13 protein-coding genes and 1 pseudogene are annotated in these 15,396 nt (G+C 64.1%); 8 read left to right on the top strand and 6 right to left on the bottom strand.

What is annotated here, in order from left to right; translation table 11 throughout:
- Positions 1 to 105: 105 nt before the first annotated feature.
- Complete coding sequence (locus N430_RS19290; RefSeq protein WP_110638290.1) at positions 106 to 855, top strand: sulfite exporter TauE/SafE family protein; 750 nt, start codon at positions 106 to 108, stop codon at positions 853 to 855.
- A 28-nt stretch (positions 856 to 883) separates the two neighbouring features.
- Here the strand turns inward: N430_RS19290 and N430_RS19285 are convergent, their stop codons facing one another.
- On the bottom strand, positions 884 to 1,735 hold the full coding sequence (locus N430_RS19285) for a LysR substrate-binding domain-containing protein (protein WP_110638381.1): 852 nt from the start codon (positions 1,733 to 1,735) through the stop codon (positions 884 to 886).
- A gap of 96 nt (positions 1,736 to 1,831) precedes the next feature.
- On the opposite strand from N430_RS19285, the gene N430_RS19280 reads away from it, so the two are divergent.
- Positions 1,832 to 2,050: a DUF1127 domain-containing protein gene (locus N430_RS19280; protein WP_027919490.1), complete on the top strand. Its 219-nt coding sequence runs from the start codon at positions 1,832 to 1,834 to the stop codon at positions 2,048 to 2,050.
- Positions 2,051 to 2,167: 117 nt separating this feature from the next.
- The gene (locus N430_RS19275; RefSeq protein ID WP_110638291.1) at positions 2,168 to 3,388 is read left to right on the top strand and encodes a winged helix-turn-helix domain-containing protein; all 1,221 of its coding nucleotides are present in this window, start codon (positions 2,168 to 2,170) and stop codon (positions 3,386 to 3,388) included.
- Here the strand turns inward: N430_RS19275 and N430_RS19270 are convergent.
- A complete protein-coding gene (locus tag N430_RS19270) occupies positions 3,369 to 4,715 on the bottom strand; it encodes a class II 3-deoxy-7-phosphoheptulonate synthase (RefSeq protein WP_079227016.1) in 1,347 nt (448 codons plus the stop codon). The two genes, N430_RS19275 and N430_RS19270, sit on opposite strands and share 20 nt — an antisense overlap.
- 117 nt (positions 4,716 to 4,832) lie before the next feature.
- Between N430_RS19270 and N430_RS19265 the strand changes: the two genes are divergently transcribed.
- Positions 4,833 to 5,588 carry a spermidine synthase gene (locus tag N430_RS19265; RefSeq protein WP_110638292.1) on the top strand — a complete coding sequence of 252 codons (756 nt, stop codon included), beginning with the start codon at positions 4,833 to 4,835 and terminating at the stop codon, positions 5,586 to 5,588.
- 398 nt (positions 5,589 to 5,986) lie between these two features.
- Positions 5,987 to 7,712: pseudogene (locus N430_RS19260) on the top strand (DEAD/DEAH box helicase).
- A 190-nt stretch (positions 7,713 to 7,902) separates the two neighbouring features.
- On the opposite strand, the gene N430_RS19255 reads toward N430_RS19260, so the two are convergent.
- Positions 7,903 to 8,655 (bottom strand): class III extradiol ring-cleavage dioxygenase, encoded by a 753-nt coding sequence (locus N430_RS19255; RefSeq protein ID WP_110638294.1) that lies wholly within the window; start codon positions 8,653 to 8,655, stop codon positions 7,903 to 7,905.
- Positions 8,656 to 8,758: 103 nt separating this feature from the next.
- Between N430_RS19255 and N430_RS19250 the strand changes: the two genes are divergently transcribed.
- Positions 8,759 to 9,409 carry a thiopurine S-methyltransferase gene (locus N430_RS19250; RefSeq protein WP_110638295.1) on the top strand — a complete coding sequence of 217 codons (651 nt, stop codon included), beginning with the start codon at positions 8,759 to 8,761 and terminating at the stop codon, positions 9,407 to 9,409.
- 46 nt (positions 9,410 to 9,455) lie between these two features.
- On the opposite strand, the gene htpX is transcribed toward N430_RS19250, so the two are convergent.
- Positions 9,456 to 10,343: a protease HtpX gene (gene htpX / locus N430_RS19245; protein WP_003259721.1), complete on the bottom strand. Its 888-nt coding sequence runs from the start codon at positions 10,341 to 10,343 to the stop codon at positions 9,456 to 9,458.
- A gap of 296 nt (positions 10,344 to 10,639) precedes the next feature.
- Positions 10,640 to 11,851 carry a pyridoxal phosphate-dependent aminotransferase gene (locus tag N430_RS19240; RefSeq protein ID WP_085675507.1) on the bottom strand — a complete coding sequence of 404 codons (1,212 nt, stop codon included), beginning with the start codon at positions 11,849 to 11,851 and terminating at the stop codon, positions 10,640 to 10,642.
- A gap of 165 nt (positions 11,852 to 12,016) precedes the next feature.
- Here N430_RS19240 and msrB point away from each other — a divergent pair, with 165 nt between their 5' ends.
- Positions 12,017 to 12,418, top strand: coding sequence for a peptide-methionine (R)-S-oxide reductase MsrB (msrB, locus tag N430_RS19235; RefSeq protein ID WP_110638296.1), 402 nt, complete (start codon positions 12,017 to 12,019; stop codon positions 12,416 to 12,418).
- A 2-nt stretch (positions 12,419 to 12,420) separates the two neighbouring features.
- Entirely contained in the window at positions 12,421 to 12,909 is a 489-nt protein-coding gene (locus N430_RS19230; RefSeq protein WP_110638297.1) for a glutathione peroxidase, read from the top strand.
- Here the strand turns inward: N430_RS19230 and N430_RS19225 are convergent.
- Positions 12,899 to 15,253: a response regulator gene (locus N430_RS19225; RefSeq protein WP_110638298.1), complete on the bottom strand. Its 2,355-nt coding sequence runs from the start codon at positions 15,251 to 15,253 to the stop codon at positions 12,899 to 12,901. The genes N430_RS19230 and N430_RS19225 overlap by 11 nt on opposite strands.
- Positions 15,254 to 15,396 lie beyond the last annotated feature (143 nt).

Genomic DNA, 15,396 nt, shown 5'->3' with positions numbered 1-15,396 from the left:
CGCTTGTGCGAGAAACGCAAAGCCATTGTGCGTTGCTATGCGTTTCCCCGCCAGAGCGCAATCGTTAGCATGCTCGCATTCCAAACACAGGCGGATGAGGCCCTGATGATCGAGTGGTTGTTGTATATCGTGCTGGGTGCCGGCCTGGGCACCATGGGTGGGTTGTTCGGTATTGGCGGCGGCCTGATTGCCATCCCGGCACTGGGCGTGCTGTTCGGCCTTGATCAGCAGTTGGCCCAGGGCACCGCGTTGGTGATGGTGGTGCCGAACGTTTTGCTGGCGCTGTGGCGCTATCACCAGCGCAACCGCATCGAGCTGCGTCATGCCGTGCCGCTGTCGCTGTGCAGCTTCCTGTTCGCCTGGCTCGGGTCGATCTGGGCGGTGGGTATTGACGCCCACTCGATGCGCCTGGGCTTCGTCGGCTTCCTGGTCGCACTGGCGATCTGGAACGTGGCGCGGATGTTCCTCAAGGTCTCGCCACCCAGCGCCGAGCTGCGCTATGCCTGGCCGTGGCTGGGCGTGCTGGGCAGCTTTGCCGGGACCATGGGCGGCCTGTTCGGTGTCGGCGGGGCGGTGGTGGCCACGCCGATCCTGACCAGTGTGTTTGGCACCACCCAAGTGGTGGCGCAGGGGCTGTCGCTGGCGCTGGCGGCGCCGAGTACCTTGGTCACCCTGGTGACGTATGGGCTGCACCACAGCGTTGACTGGAGCGTGGGTATTCCCCTGGCGGTCGGTGGGCTGCTGAGCATCAGCTGGGGGGTGAAACTGGCCCATGCGCTGCCAGAGAAAGTACTGCGGGCGATGTTCTGTGTGTTCCTGGTGGTGTGTGCGGTGATGCTGGGGTTTGAACTGTGAGATCGCCGGGGCTGCAAAGCAGGACCGATTATAGGAACCCTTCAACGATGTAATCGGCCATGCAGTCGGTGATCGGCGACTGGCCCTGGCTGTTGCGCAGCAGCATCACGTTTGCCAGTGGTAGCTGCGGCAACCCATCGTTCTCGCCGAGAATACGGATGTTGCCACCGACTAGGCTCTGCAATTGCGCCGTCACTGCAAGCCCCGCGGTGACGATGGCAAAGATCGCCGCCAGGCTGGGGCTGGTGTAGGCGATGCGGTAGTCGATGCCCTGGGCCTCCAGTGCGTTGCAGGTCCAGGCGCGGCAGAAGCAGTCGGTATTGAATAACGCCAACGGCATTGGCCGTTGTTCCTGCGGGCAGAAACCTTCAGCAGCCGCCCACACCAGGCGCTCCTGGCGCAGCAGCTGGCCAACTTCGTTGCCCGGCTCGCGGGTGACGATGGTCAGGTCCAGGTCCTGGCGCAGCATCAGCTGCTTGGACGAGTCGCAATGCACCTCCACCTGCACCAGCGGGTAGGCCTGGGCGAAGCTGGAGAGGATGGACGGCAGAAAGCGCATGGCGTAGTCATCCGGCGTGCCGATGCGCACCAGCCCGACCATGTGCGGCATGCGCAGGGTATTGAACACTTCACCATGCAGCTTGAGGATGCGCCGGGCGTAGCCCAGCAGCACCTGGCCCTCGGCGGTAAGCCGCACCTGGCGGCCGTCGCGCTCGAACAGCTGGCGCTGCAGGATGTCTTCTTCCAGGCGTTTCATCTGCATGCTCACCGCCGACTGGGTGCGGTTGACCACTTCCCCGGCGCGGGTGAAGCCGCCTTGCTCGGCGATGGCGACGAAGGTGCGCAGCACGTCGGCATCGAGGCTCTGGTACTGGGACATTGCATCAATCTCCGAGATGCATGGCATCAGAAACATTCGTTGGATTGATCTTAAGCCTGGGCAGAGACTGGAGCCATCAACACGGAGGGCTTCACGATGAAAGGTCATGTCAGCAGCATCCAGCAACCTGCCTTTTCCTTGAACCACCTGTGGCATGTGGCCCTGGACCGCCCGGCCCGGTGGCTGCAGCTGTACCGCCAGCGCCAGGAACTGGCCAGCCTGAGTGATGCGACTTTGCATGACCTGGGCTTGAGCCGGGCGGACATCCAGCAAGAGGCCGAGCGGCATTTCTGGGATGATCCGTTGCGCAAATAGGCTAAACCTGTAAAGGCCTCTTCGCGGGCACGCCCGCTCCCACAGGTTATGTGCGATCCCTGTGGGAGCGGGCGTGCCCGCGAAGAGGCCGGAACAGACAATAAAAGGAGATCAGGCTTGTCGCTCAAGTTGTCCATAAGCCAGGCCCGCCGTCTGGCCCTGTCAGCCCAGGGATTCGGCAAACAGCCTGACGCCCCACCGACCCTTCTCGCACTGAAACACATGCTGCAACGCCTGGGCGTGGTGCAGATCGACTCGGTCAACGCCGTGGTCCGCTCCCATTACCTGCCGCTGTTCTCCCGCCTTGGCAACTACCCGCCAGAAATGCTCGACCAACTCGCTTGGGGCCGTGGCCGCCAGCGCCAGCTGTTCGAATACTGGGGCCACGAAGCCTCGCTATTACCCCTGAACCTCTATCCGCTGCTGCGCTGGCGCATGGCTCATGCCGTCCATGGCCGCGGCATTTACAGCCAACTCGCGCAGTTCGGCCGCGAACGCCAGGACGTGATCGCCCGCGTCTTGGCCGCCGTGCGCGAACAGGGCGCACTGGGCGCGGGCAGCCTGTCCACCCGCCAGGAGCGGGCCGGCCCGTGGTGGGACTGGAGCGAAGAAAAGCACGCGCTGGAATGGCTATTCGCCGCCGGTGAAGTGACGGTGGCGGGGCGGCGCGGTTTCGAGCGGCTTTACGATGTGCCGGAAAGGGTCCTGCCCAAGGCCATCCTCGACCAGGCGCTGCCGGGCGAAGCCGAAGCCCACCAAGGCCTGATGCTGCATGCCGCCACGGCGCTGGGCGTGGCCACCGAGCGCGACTTGCGCGATTACTTCCGCCTTGAGCCTGGCCAAGGCAGGGCGGCGTTGCACGAGCTGCTCGCCGATGGCCGCCTGCAGCCAGTCGAGGTACAGGGTTGGAAGCAACCGGCCTACTGCGCCGGCTCCCCGCGCATCCCCCGGCGCATCGAGGCCAGCGCGTTACTGTCGCCGTTCGATTCGCTGGTCTGGGAGCGCAACCGCACCGAGCGGTTGTTCGATTTCCACTACCGGCTGGAGATCTATACCCCGGCGCACAAGCGGGTATACGGCTACTACGTGTTGCCGTTTCTGCACCGCGAACGCATCGCCGCGCGTCTGGACCTGCGCGCCGAGCGCGCCCTGGGCCAACTGGCGGTGCATGCCGTGCACGCGGAATCGATAGCGTTGGACCCAGAGGGTTATCAGGCCCTGGCGGGCAATCTGCTGCGCATGGCCCAGTGGCTGGGCCTGGAGCGGGTGCAACTGAACTGCCCTCGGGCAGAGGGCAGCCAGTTGCGTCAGGCTCTGCTCAGCGCCGCACCTGCTTGAGGGTTTCGGCGATCAGGAAGGCCAGTTCCAGCGACTGATCGGCGTTCATCCGTGGGTCGCAGTGGGTGTGGTAGCGGTCGGACAGGGCATCCTCGGTGATCGGCCGGGCGCCGCCGATGCACTCGGTGACGTTCTGCCCGGTCATCTCGATATGGATACCGCCGGCATGGCTGCCTTCGGCCTGGTGCACCTGGAAGAACTGCTTCACCTCGTCGAGGATCTGCGCGAAGTCGCGGGTCTTGTAGCCGCTGCTGGCCTTGATGGTGTTGCCGTGCATCGGGTCGGAGCTCCACAGCACCTTGCGCCCCTCGCGCTCGACGGTGCGGATCAGCCCTGGCAGGTGCGCGCCGACCTTGCCGGCGCCCATGCGCACGATCAGGTTGAGGCGGCCGGGGTCGTTGGCCGGGTTGAGCGTGTCGATCAGGCGGATCAGCTCTTCGGGGTTCATGCTCGGGCCGACCTTGACCCCGATCGGGTTGTGCACGCCGCGCAGGAACTCAACATGGGCGCCGTCGAGCTGGCGGGTGCGGTCGCCGATCCACAGCATGTGCGCCGAGCAGTCGTAGTAGTCGCCGGTCAGGCTGTCCTGGCGCACGAAGGCTTCTTCATAGTTGAGCAGCAGCGCCTCGTGGGCCGTGAAGAAGCTGGTTTCGCGCAGCTGTGGCGCACTGTCCAGGCCGCAGGCGCGCATGAAGGCGAGGGTTTCGTCGATGCGGTTGGCCAACTGGTGGTACTTGTCGGCCAGCGCCGAGTTGGCGATGAAGTCGAGGTTCCACTTGTGCACCTGGTGCAGGTCGGCGAAACCGCCCTGGGCGAAGGCGCGCAGCAGGTTGAGGCTGGCGGTGGCCTGGTGGTAGGCCTGCAGCAGGCGCTCCGGGTCCGGCACGCGGCTCTTCTCGTCGAAACCGATGCCGTTGACGATGTCACCGCGGTAGGCCGGCAGGGTGACGTTGCCGATGGTTTCGTCGCCCGAGGAGCGCGGCTTGGCGAACTGCCCGGCCATGCGCCCGACCTTCACCACCGGGCAGCCGGCGGCGAAGGTCATGACGATGGCCATCTGCAGCAGCACTTTAAAGGTGTCGCGGATCTTCGCCGCCGAGAACTCGGCGAAGCTTTCGGCGCAGTCGCCGCCCTGCAGCAGGAAGGCGCGGCCCTCGGTGACCTCGGCGAACTGGCGGCGCAGCTCGCGCGCCTCGCCGGCGAACACCAGCGGCGGGTAGCTGGCCAGGGTCTGCTCGACCTTGAGCAGGTGCGCGGCGTCGGGGTAGGTCGGTTGCTGCTGGATCGGCAGGGCACGCCAGCTGTCGGGGCTCCACGGTCGGTTCATCACAGGCTCGGTCTTGTCTGTTATAGGCTGCCTGCCATGGTAACAGCGGCGCCGAGCTTGTTGCATCCGGGGCGTTGACGGACAATACGCGTTTTTGCGCGGGCGGGTGGCAGGTAGATGGCGACGGAGCGGGAAGAGAAGCTGCTGGCCCGGGTCGAGGATGCCTTTGGCGTCATCAGCGTGTACGAGGTGGAGGATTACCGCTTCCTCGAGTTTGGCGATGCCATCGAGCAGAGCTGCGTGTTCACCGCCGACCCCAGCTGGCTGGAGTACGACTACACCCGCGCCATGCTGGTCGGTGCGCTGTGCCACGAACAGCCGGAGAGTGCGCTGTTTCTTGGCCTGGGCGCCGGCACCCTGACCCAGGCCTGCATGAAGTTCCTGCCGCTGGAAGACATCGAGGCCATCGAGCTGCGTGCGGACGTGCCGCGCCTGGCCATGGAATACATGGGCCTGGACGATGACCCGCGGCTGTACGTGCGCATTGGCGACGCCCTGGAGTTGCTGCCCACGGCAGAGCAGGCCGACCTGCTGTTCGTCGACCTGTACACCGACCATGGGCCGGGTGTCGGGCACCTGGCGTGGAATTTCCTCGAGAACTGCCAGAAGCAGCTGAACCCTGGCGGCTGGCTGGTGATCAACCAGTGGGCCAACGACGATGGCAAACCACTGGGCGCGGCGCTGTTGCGCGGGCTGTACCACCGGCATTACTGGGAGCTGCCGGTGAAGGAGGGTAATGTGATCCTGCTGGTGCCGGCGGACCTGGACCAGCAACTGGACCTCGATGGCCTGCGGGCGCGAGCCGAGGCCTTGGCGCCGCGGTTGGGGTATAGCCTGGAAGGGCTGATTCGCGAGATCCGGCCGGCTACCTGAAGACCGCGTCGCCTGCTTCGCGGGCTTGCCCGCTCCCACAGGAATACCGCTGCCCTCAGGATCTGCGGGGTGCCTGTGGGAGCGGGCGAGCCCGCGAAAAGGGCAACTCGGAACCATCAGAAGGAATCGATTCAGCAGGCCAAGGCTGATGGCCCGATACTGGCTAACCGGCCAGAAAAATTTACTCACTCCCCAGTATTATTTCGGGTATAGTACGCGCCGGTCTTTTAGCGGACCTCAAAATCAGGTGGTGCAAATCCTCCGAGTCCAGCTTCGGCTGCACGTCCGCTAGGCGGACCTTCCCAAAGTTTTCTTTTTCAATCGTTTTCGCAAATCCCCGCCGACAAAGCTGCCTGGGTGACCGTTCCGGTCTTTCAAGGCATGTGCAGCTTTGCAGCATGGGTCTTTGCGGATGCACTTAGAGGCAGACCCATGACCCAGGAAACCGGCGGCTTCGCCGCTCTCGATCTTAATCCGAACATTGTTGCTGCCGTTCTGGCTACCGGCTACGAAGAGCCGTCTGCCATTCAGCAACAATCGATCCCGATCATCCTCGCCGGTCACGACATGATCGGCCAGGCGCAGACTGGCACCGGCAAGACCGCTGCCTTCGCCCTGCCGATCCTCAACAAGATCGATGTGAGCAAGCGCGAACCGCAAGCCCTGATCCTGGCGCCAACCCGTGAGTTGGCGCTGCAAGTTGCTACCGCTTTCGAAACCTACGCCAAGCAGATGCCAGGCGTAAATGTAGTGGCCGTCTACGGTGGTGCCCCGATGGGCCCACAGCTGCGTGCCATTCGCAACGGCGCGCAAATCGTCGTCGCTACCCCGGGCCGTCTGTGCGACCACCTGCGTCGTGACGAGAAAGTCCTGTCCACCGTGCAGTACCTGGTACTGGACGAAGCCGACGAAATGCTCAAGCTGGGCTTCATGGACGACCTCGAAGTGATCTTCGATGCCATCCCGGCCAGCCGCCAGACCGTACTGTTCTCCGCAACCCTGCCGTCGTCGATCCGCTCGATCGCCGAACGCCACCTGCGTGAGCCAAAGCACGTCAAGATCCAGAGCAAGACCCAGACCGTCACCGCGATCGAGCAGGCCCACCTGATGGTCCACGCCGACCAGAAGATCCCGGCTGTTCTGCGTCTGCTGGAAGTCGAAGAATTCGACGCGCTGATCGCTTTCGTGCGCACCAAGCAAGCCACCCTGGACCTGGCCGCCGCGCTGGAAGCCAAGGGCTACAAGGCTGCCGCGCTGAACGGCGACATCGCCCAGAACCAGCGTGAGCGCGTGATCGACTCGCTGAAGGATGGCCGCCTGGACATCGTCGTCGCCACCGACGTCGCTGCCCGTGGTCTGGACGTACCGCGCATCACTCACGTGTTCAACGTCGACATGCCGTACGACCCGGAATCCTACGTGCACCGTATCGGCCGTACCGGCCGTGCCGGTCGCGATGGCCGTGCGCTGCTGCTGGTCACCCCGCGTGAGCGCCGCATGCTGCAGGTCATCGAGCGCGTGACCGGTCAGAAGGTTGCCGAAGCCCGCCTGCCTAACGCCCAGGCTGTGCTGGACGCCCGCATCAAGAAGCTGACCAACAGCCTGGCGCCGCTGGTTGCCGAAGCAGAAGCCACCCATGGCGAGCTGTTCGACCGCCTGACCGCCGACCTCGGCTGCAGCGCCCGTGCCCTGGCTTCGGCCCTGCTGCGCAAGGCCACCAACGGCCAGGCGCTGGACCTGGCGACCGTCGAGCGCGAGCAGCCACTGGTACCAAGCTTCGCCCCACGTGGCGAGCGTACCGAGCGTGGTGAGCGCAGCGATCGTGGTGACCGTGGCGACCGTGGTGGTGACCGCGAGCGTCGTGCGCCAATGCCGCTGGCCGAAGGCCGCGTGCGTTGCCGTACCGCCCTGGGTGCCCGTGATGGCATCGCCGCCAAGAACCTGCTGGGCGCGATCCTCAACGAAGGTGGCCTGGCCCGTGATGCTATAGGTCGCATCCAGGTGCGCGACAGCTTCAGCCTGATCGAGCTGCCGGAAGATGGCCTCGAGAAGCTGCTGTCCAAGCTCAAGGACACTCGTGTAGCCGGCAAGCAGCTGAAGCTGCGCCGTTATCGCGAAGATTGATCCTGATGCAATGAAAAAATCCCCGGCCTAGGTCGGGGATTTTTTTTGCCTGTGCCATTTTGGGGCTGCTGCGCAGCCCTTTCGCGACGCAAGGCCGCTCCTACAGGTACAGCGCAAATTTCACATACTGCGCCGACCTGTGGGAGCGGCCTTGTGTCGCGAAAGGGGCGCAAAGCGCCCCCGGCGTTATTCAGTCGAACCGATAGATGTCCATCCCTAGCGCCCCCAGGGTGAAGCCCTGGTGCACGATCCCGAACCTGTCCCCAGCCCCCATGGCAAAGAACAGCGGCAGCAAATGCTCATCACTGGGATGGTTACGCGCTGCAAACGGCGCCTGTTTCCGGTAATCCAGCAGCGCCGCCTGGTCATCTGCCTTCAGCCGATCCACCACCCAGTCCCGGAACGCCAGGGCCCAGGGCTCGATCACATCCGGCCCGGCATGCCAGTCCAGTTCACCCAGGTTGTGCGTGATGCTGCCGGAACCCACCAGCAAAACGCCTTCAGCACGCAACCCAGCCAGCGCCTGGCCTACCTTGACCTGCAACCCCGGCCCCATCTGGCTGGGCAACGAAACCTGAATCACCGGAATGCTCGCATCCGGGTACATCAACGACAGCGGCACCCAGGCGCCGTGATCGAACGGTCGCTGCGGGTCCAGCCGGGCCTGCAGCAGTTCAGCAACCCGGCTGGCCAGGGCCGGATCTCCAGGTGCCGGATACTGCACCGCGTACAGCGCCGGCGGGAAACCGTAGAAGTCATGCCAGGTTTCTGGCTGCGCGCCGCTGGTCACCAGCAGCTCACGGCTTTCCCAGTGCGCCGACACCACCACGATCGCCTTTGGCCGTGGCAGGGCGTTGGCCAGCCCGGCCAGTGACGGCCCGCTGGCGCCGGGTTGCAGGGCGAGCATGGGAGAACCGTGGGAAATGAACAGGCTGGGCAACATGACGGGGGTCCTGAGGGGTTAAGATGCAATCATCTTCGATCAAGTACAGATCGAAATCCAAACCAAGTTTTACCCTCTATCCATCTAAAAATCGGGAGTGATCATGGAACCAGCGTTCTGGCAAAAGCGATGGGCCGATAACCAGATCGGTTTTCACCGCACGGACGTCAACCCCTTCTTGCTGGCGCACTGGCCGAGGCTGGCGCTAGCTGAGGGCGCGCGCGTGCTGGTGCCGCTGTGCGGCAAGAGCCTGGACATGGCCTGGCTGGCAGGGCAGGGGCACCGGGTACTGGGTGTGGAGCTGTCGCGGCGGGCGGTCGAGGACTTTTTCCGTGAGCAGGGGCTGACGCCGCAGGTCTCGACGCAGGGGGCTTTCGAAGTCTGGCGCAGTGCTGATGTGGAAATCTGGTGTGGCGATTTCTTTGCCTTGCAGGCGCAGGATGTGGCCGATTGCAGAGGGCTCTACGATCGTGCAGCGGTGATTGCCTTGCCATCGCAGATGCGGGCGCGCTACATGGCGCATCTGACGAAGGTGCTTCCCGCAGGTTGCCAGGGGCTGCTCCTGACCATGGATTACGATCAGCAGCTGCTGGACGGGCCGCCGTTTTCGGTGCCGGATGGCGAGGTACGCCAGGGCTATGCGGGAGGCAAGGTGCAGGTGCTGGATGAGCGGGAGGTTATCGAAGAGAGCCCGAAATTCCTCCAGGCAGGTGTCGCGAGCGTGCTGGAGCGGGTGTATCAGGTAACGTTCTGACCAGCAAAAAGGGCGACCGAAGTCGCCCTTTTCTTTACCGTTTGCATCAGCCGCGGCGGCGCAGGGCCTCGATGCGGTCTTCCAGCGGCGGGTGGCTCATCAGCAGGCCGGCCAGGCCGTGCTTGAGGCCGCCATTGATGCCGAAGGCCTTCATGGTGTCGGGCATGTGCACCGGCAGGCCTTGCTCCACGCGCAGGCGCTGCAGGGCGCCGATCATTGCAGCGGTACCGGCCAGTTGCGCACCGGCTTCGTCGGCACGGTATTCGCGGCGGCGCGAGAACCACATGACGATCATGCTGGCGAGGATGCCCAGGATCAGCTCGGCGACGATGGTCGCCACGTAGTAGGCAATGCCTTGGCCTTCTTCGTTCTTGAAGATCACCTTGTCGACGAAGTTGCCGATGATGCGGGCGAAGAACATCACGAAGGTGTTCACCACGCCCTGCACCAGTGCCAGGGTGACCATGTCACCGTTGGCCACGTGGCCGATTTCGTGGGCCAGCACGGCGCGCACTTCATCGGGCGAGAAACGCTCCAGCAGGCCCTGGGATACGGCTACCAGCGCGTCGTTGCGGTTCCAGCCAGTGGCGAAGGCGTTGGCCTCGTAGGCCGGGAAAATGCCCACCTCCGGCATCTTGATGCCCGCTTCGCGGGACAGCTCTTCGACCGTTTGCAGCAGCCACTGCTCGTGGCGGGTGCGCGGCTGGCTGATGATCTGGGTGCCGGTGGTCATCTTCGCCATCCACTTGGAGATGAACAGCGAGACCAGGGAACCCGCGAAGCCGAACACGGCGCAGAAGACCAGCAGGCTGCTGAGGTTGAGGTCAACCCCGTTGGCGGCCATGAACCCGTTGAAGCCGAACAGGCTCAGGGTAATGCTTGCAACCAGCACCACCGCGAGGTTGGTGGCTACAAACAACAGAATGCGCATCATGGTTGTTACGTTCTCCTGACGGATGAGTTGTTGCTTACTGCGGGGTATATAAGGTGCCGGTCGCACGGTTTCAATCGGGCGACTATTTCAAACTGTGTACGGCGGAGTATGGCAGAGGATTTTGCGCGGGCTGTGAGATAGAGCGTTGCAGGATGTAAGAAACATCCTGCGAGATTGCCGGGGGCGCTTTGCGCCCCTTTCGCGACACAAGGCCGCTCCTACAGGAGAGCGCGTACTTCCTGTAGGAGCGGCCTTGTGTCGCGAAAGGGCTGCAAGGCAGCCCCTCAGGCCATCACTTACTGCGAATAAGTCCGCAGGAAGTTACCGATCCGGCCAATCGCGGCTTCGAGGTCATCCACCCGCGGCAAGGTCACCACACGGAAGTGGTCCGGCCACGGCCAGTTGAACGCCGTGCCCTGAACGATCAGCAGCTTCTCCGACAACAGCAGGTCGAGGGCGAACTTCTCGTCGTTGAGGATCGGGCAGACCTTCGGGTCGATCCGCGGGAAGGCATACAGCGCACCCATTGGCTTCACGCAGCTGACGCCGGGGATCTCGTTGAGCAGCTCGTAGGTGCGGTTGCGCTGTTCCAGCAGGCGACCCGGAGGCAGCACCAGGTCGTTGATGCTCTGGTAGCCGCCCAGGGCGGTCTGGATGGCGTGCTGGGCCGGCACGTTGGCGCACAGGCGCATGTTGGCCAGCATGTCGATGCCTTCGATGTAGCTCTGGGCGTGGTGCTTGGGCCCGGAGATGATCAGCCAGCCGGAACGGAAGCCGGCCACCCGGTACGACTTGGACAGGCCGTTGAAGGTTAGGCACAGCAGGTCCGGAGCCAGCGAGGCGGTGCTGATGTGCACGGCTTCGTCGTAGAGGATCTTGTCGTAGATCTCGTCGGAGAACACCACCAGGTTGTGCTGGCGCGCCAGCTCCAGCATGCCCAGCAGCAGCTCCTTGGAGTACACCGCACCGGTCGGGTTGTTCGGGTTGATGATCACCAGGGCCTTGGTGTTCGGGGTGATCTTGGCCTTGATGTCTTCCAGGTCCGGGAACCAGTCGGCCTGCTCGTCGCACAGGTAGTGCACCGGCTTGCCACCGGCCAGGCTCACCGCGGCGGTCCACAGCGGGTAGTCGGGGGCCGGGATCAGCACTTCATCGCCGTTATTCAGCAGCGCCTGCATCGACATCACGATCAGTTCGGAGACACCGTTGCCGAGGTAGATGTCCTCGATGGTGACGCCTTCGATCTCCTTCTGCTGGCAGTACTGCATCACTGCCTTGCGCGCGCTGAACAGGCCCTTGGAATCGCTGTAGCCCTGGGCGGTGGGCAGGTTGCGGATCACATCCTGGAGGATTTCGTCCGGCGCCTCGAAGCCAAACGGCGCCGGGTTGCCGATGTTCAGCTTGAGGATGCGGTGGCCTTCCTCTTCCAGGCGTTTGGCGTGCTTGAGCACCGGGCCGCGAATGTCGTAGCAGACATTGGCGAGCTTGTTCGATTTGCTGAACTGCATGATGTGATCCCGATTGAGAATACGCACTGCCATTTCGAAAGGTTTGAAAGGGCAGGAAGCGGGTGCCAGACTGGAGGCCTTGCACACGAAGCCAACTAATATACGTGCCACCCGCGTTACGGAAAAGACGGCGCGAGGTGAAATTCAGCCTGCCGAGGTTCACTTATGCAAAAGATCGACAAGACACTTGAAGAATGGCGCGAAATGCTCGACCCCGCCCAGTATCAGGTGTGCCGCCTCAAGGGTACCGAACGGCCATTCAGCGGCAAGTACAACAGCGAACGCCGTGCCGGCGTGTACCACTGCATCTGCTGTGATCTGGCGCTGTTCGACGCGCAGACCAAGTTCGACTCCGGCTGCGGCTGGCCGAGCTTCTATGCGCCGATCGAAGAGAGCGCGATGATCGAGGTCCGCGACACCTCCCACGGCATGATCCGCACCGAGGTCACCTGCGCCCAGTGCGACGCCCACCTGGGCCATGTGTTCCCCGACGGCCCGCCACCGACCGGCTTGCGCTACTGCATCAACTCGGTGTGCCTGGACTTCAAACCCCGCGACGGAGCCTGAAAATGGCCGGATCGATACTGGATATCCCCTGCGTGACCCTCGGCGGCGAGCAGAAAAAGCTCGGCGACTTTGCCGGCAAGGCGCTGCTGGTGGTCAACACCGCCAGCCAGTGCGGCTTCACCCCGCAGTACAAGGGCCTGGAGCAGCTGTGGCGGGACTACCGCGAGCGCGGCCTGGTGGTGCTGGGCTTCCCTTGCAACCAGTTTGGCAAGCAGGAGCCGGGCGATGCGCGGGAAATTGCGCAGTTCTGCGAAGCCAATTTCGGCGTGAGTTTCCCGTTGTTCCGCAAGATCGAGGTCAATGGTCCTGGCGCCCACCCACTGTTCGTCGAACTCAAGCAGCGCGCGCCAGGTCTGTTCGGCACACAGAAGGTCAAGTGGAACTTCACCAAGTTCCTGGTCGACCCGGCCAGCGGCAAGGTCACCCGCTACGCGCCGAACACCAAGCCCCAGGCGCTGGAAACCGACATCGAGCGCCTGCTCAGCCGCTGAGTGGCACCCAGTGGTCGATCAGCGCCAGTAGCTCCTCGCGGCGGAACGGCTTGGCCAGGTAATCGCTCATGCCCGCCGCGCGGCAGCGCTCGCGCTCTTCGGGCATGGCGTTGGCAGTCAGGGCGACGATCGGCAGCTCCGGCCAGCGCCCACTCTGGCGAATCCGCCGGCTGGCCTCGTAGCCGTCCATCACCGGCATGTTGCAGTCCATCAGCACCAGGTCGAAGTCTTCGCGCTCCAGCCATTCCAGGGCCTCGACGCCTTGGGTGGCGACTTGCACCTGGCAGCCGAGCTTGGCCAGCATGCCCTTGGCGACCAGCTGGTTCACCGGGTTGTCTTCCACCAGCAGGATGCGTGCGCGGCCCTCTTCGGCCGTGAGCAGCGGGGTTGCTAGCGGGTGCTCCGGGGCATGGCCTTGCAAGGTACGGCGCAAGGTCTGATACAGCGCGTTGCGTGCCAGTGGCCGGGCCAGCTGGTGCAGTGGCGCCAGTTGCGCCGATTGCTCGCCGGGCAGGAAGTTGCCGTAGGCGGTCACCAGCAGGATCGGTGCCTTCAGCGCCGGGCGTAGCTGGAACAGCTGCTCCAGGTCGTCGGTGATCAGCAGGTCAATGCTGCCGTCGAGGGTTGCACTGCTGTCGTGTCGTTGGTAGTCAAGCCCCCAGCCCGGCAGCAGGCCTTGCAGCAGTTCGCTGAGGCCGCTGCCGGCGTCGCTGAGGACGACGACTTTGCCCTGCAGGGCGGTCGGTGCGATGGCCTCGGTATGGGTGGTCAATGGCAGCTCGGCGCTGAAGCGGCTGCCAAAGCCAGGCTCGGACTGAATGTGCAGATGCCCCTGCATGGCCTTGCACAGGTTGCGGGTCAGGGCCAGGCCCAGCCCGGTACCGCCGTATTGGCGGGTGATGCCGGCGCCGGCCTGGGTGAACGGCTGGAAGATCCGCGCCTGCGCCGCTTCGGGAATGCCGATGCCGGTGTCGCGTACTTCCAGGCGCACACCGCCGACGATGCGCACCAGGCGTACGTCGACGCGGCCGAAGCGGGTGAACTTGAGGGCGTTGGACAGCAGGTTGCTGACTACCTGGCGCACCCGCGTGGGGTCGCCGAGCACCGAGCTGGGGAAGTCGTCGGCGATCAGGCAGGTCAGCTCGACGCTCTGCGCGGCATTCTGCGACAGCAGGTTGGCGGTGTCCTCGACCATCGCACCCATGTCGAAGGGGATACGCTCCAGCTCCAGTTGCCCGGCATCGAACTTGGACAGGTCGAGGATATCGTTGAGCAACTCCACCAGCACCTTGCCCGAGTCATGGGCGATCGACAGCTGCTGGCGCTGTTCGCCGGCCAGCGGGCTGTCCAGGGCCAGGGCGATCATGCCAAGCATGCCGTTGAGCGGGGTGCGGATCTCGTGGCTCATGTTGGCCAGGAAGGCGGCACGCGCCTGGGCCATGTCGAGGGCGCGCTGGCGGGCCTCTTCCAGCTCCTGGTTGGATTGGCTGAGGCGGTTGTTGCTGCCCTTGAGCTCTTCGGTACGGGCCGAGACGATGTCTTCCAGTTCGTTGAGGTACTGGGTCAGGCGGTTTTCCGCAGTGCGCCGCTGCTGGATCTCGGTGGACATGCTGACGAACTGCTGGTTGGCCACCTTGACCAGCACACCGATTTCGTCGAGTTCGTGGCCGGGCGGGCAGTCCACCCGGGTTTGCCCAGGCTGGCGCGGGTCGCGGCCGGTGAGGGCGCCGATCACCGTCACCAGCGGCTTGGTCAGCAGCCGGTGGAACAGCGCCAGGAGAATGCCGGTGAGCACCAGGCTGCGGGCAAAGCCATTGAGCAGGGTGACCCCGGCACGGTCGAGGAAGCGGCTGCCGAAGGTATAGGTGTCGACGTCCAGGTACAGCGTACCGAGGTATTCCTCGGGCATGTGGGTCAGGTACAGGCGTTCCTTGAACTGGCGCTTCTCGCCGAACAGGAAGTCGCTCAGCGGCCGGTAGCGGTCCTCGAGCCGGGGCCGTTCGACATCGGCCAGCACCGTTTCGTTGTTGTCGATCAGCCGTGCACGGATGACCGCCGGCGATTGCAGCAGGCCGCGGGTGAGCTCCAGGGCCAGCTCCGAATCGATGTTGTAGGCGATGCGCGAGGCCGGATTGTGGCTGATTTGCAGCAACGCCCGCACTTCGCGGTTGATGGATGCGTCTTCGCTGGCATAATCGATGCCGATCTGGATGAGACTGAGCAATGTTCCCAGGATGAAGCCAACCAGGACTGTCAACCGGGCTTGCTTGTATGACAGGCGATTGGTGAACTTGATATCCATGAGTCCCGAGCCGGTTTCACGTCCCTTGCGCTGCGCAAGCATAGCCGAATAGCCACGGCTGCTGGCGGGTCTGTCTGTTCATTTCAGTTGATCGCCAAGCGGGGGCCGCTTCGCGGGCCCGCCCGCTCCCACAGGGATCGCACGAGCTTAACTGTGGGAGCGGGCGTGCCCGCGAAGGGGCGCGC

Source organism: Pseudomonas sp. CC120222-01a, assembly GCF_003097235.1.
Lineage (GTDB): Bacteria > Pseudomonadota > Gammaproteobacteria > Pseudomonadales > Pseudomonadaceae > Aquipseudomonas.
The sequence above is the reverse complement of the archived record's forward strand: the minus strand, read 5'-3'. Positions and strand labels throughout refer to the sequence as shown.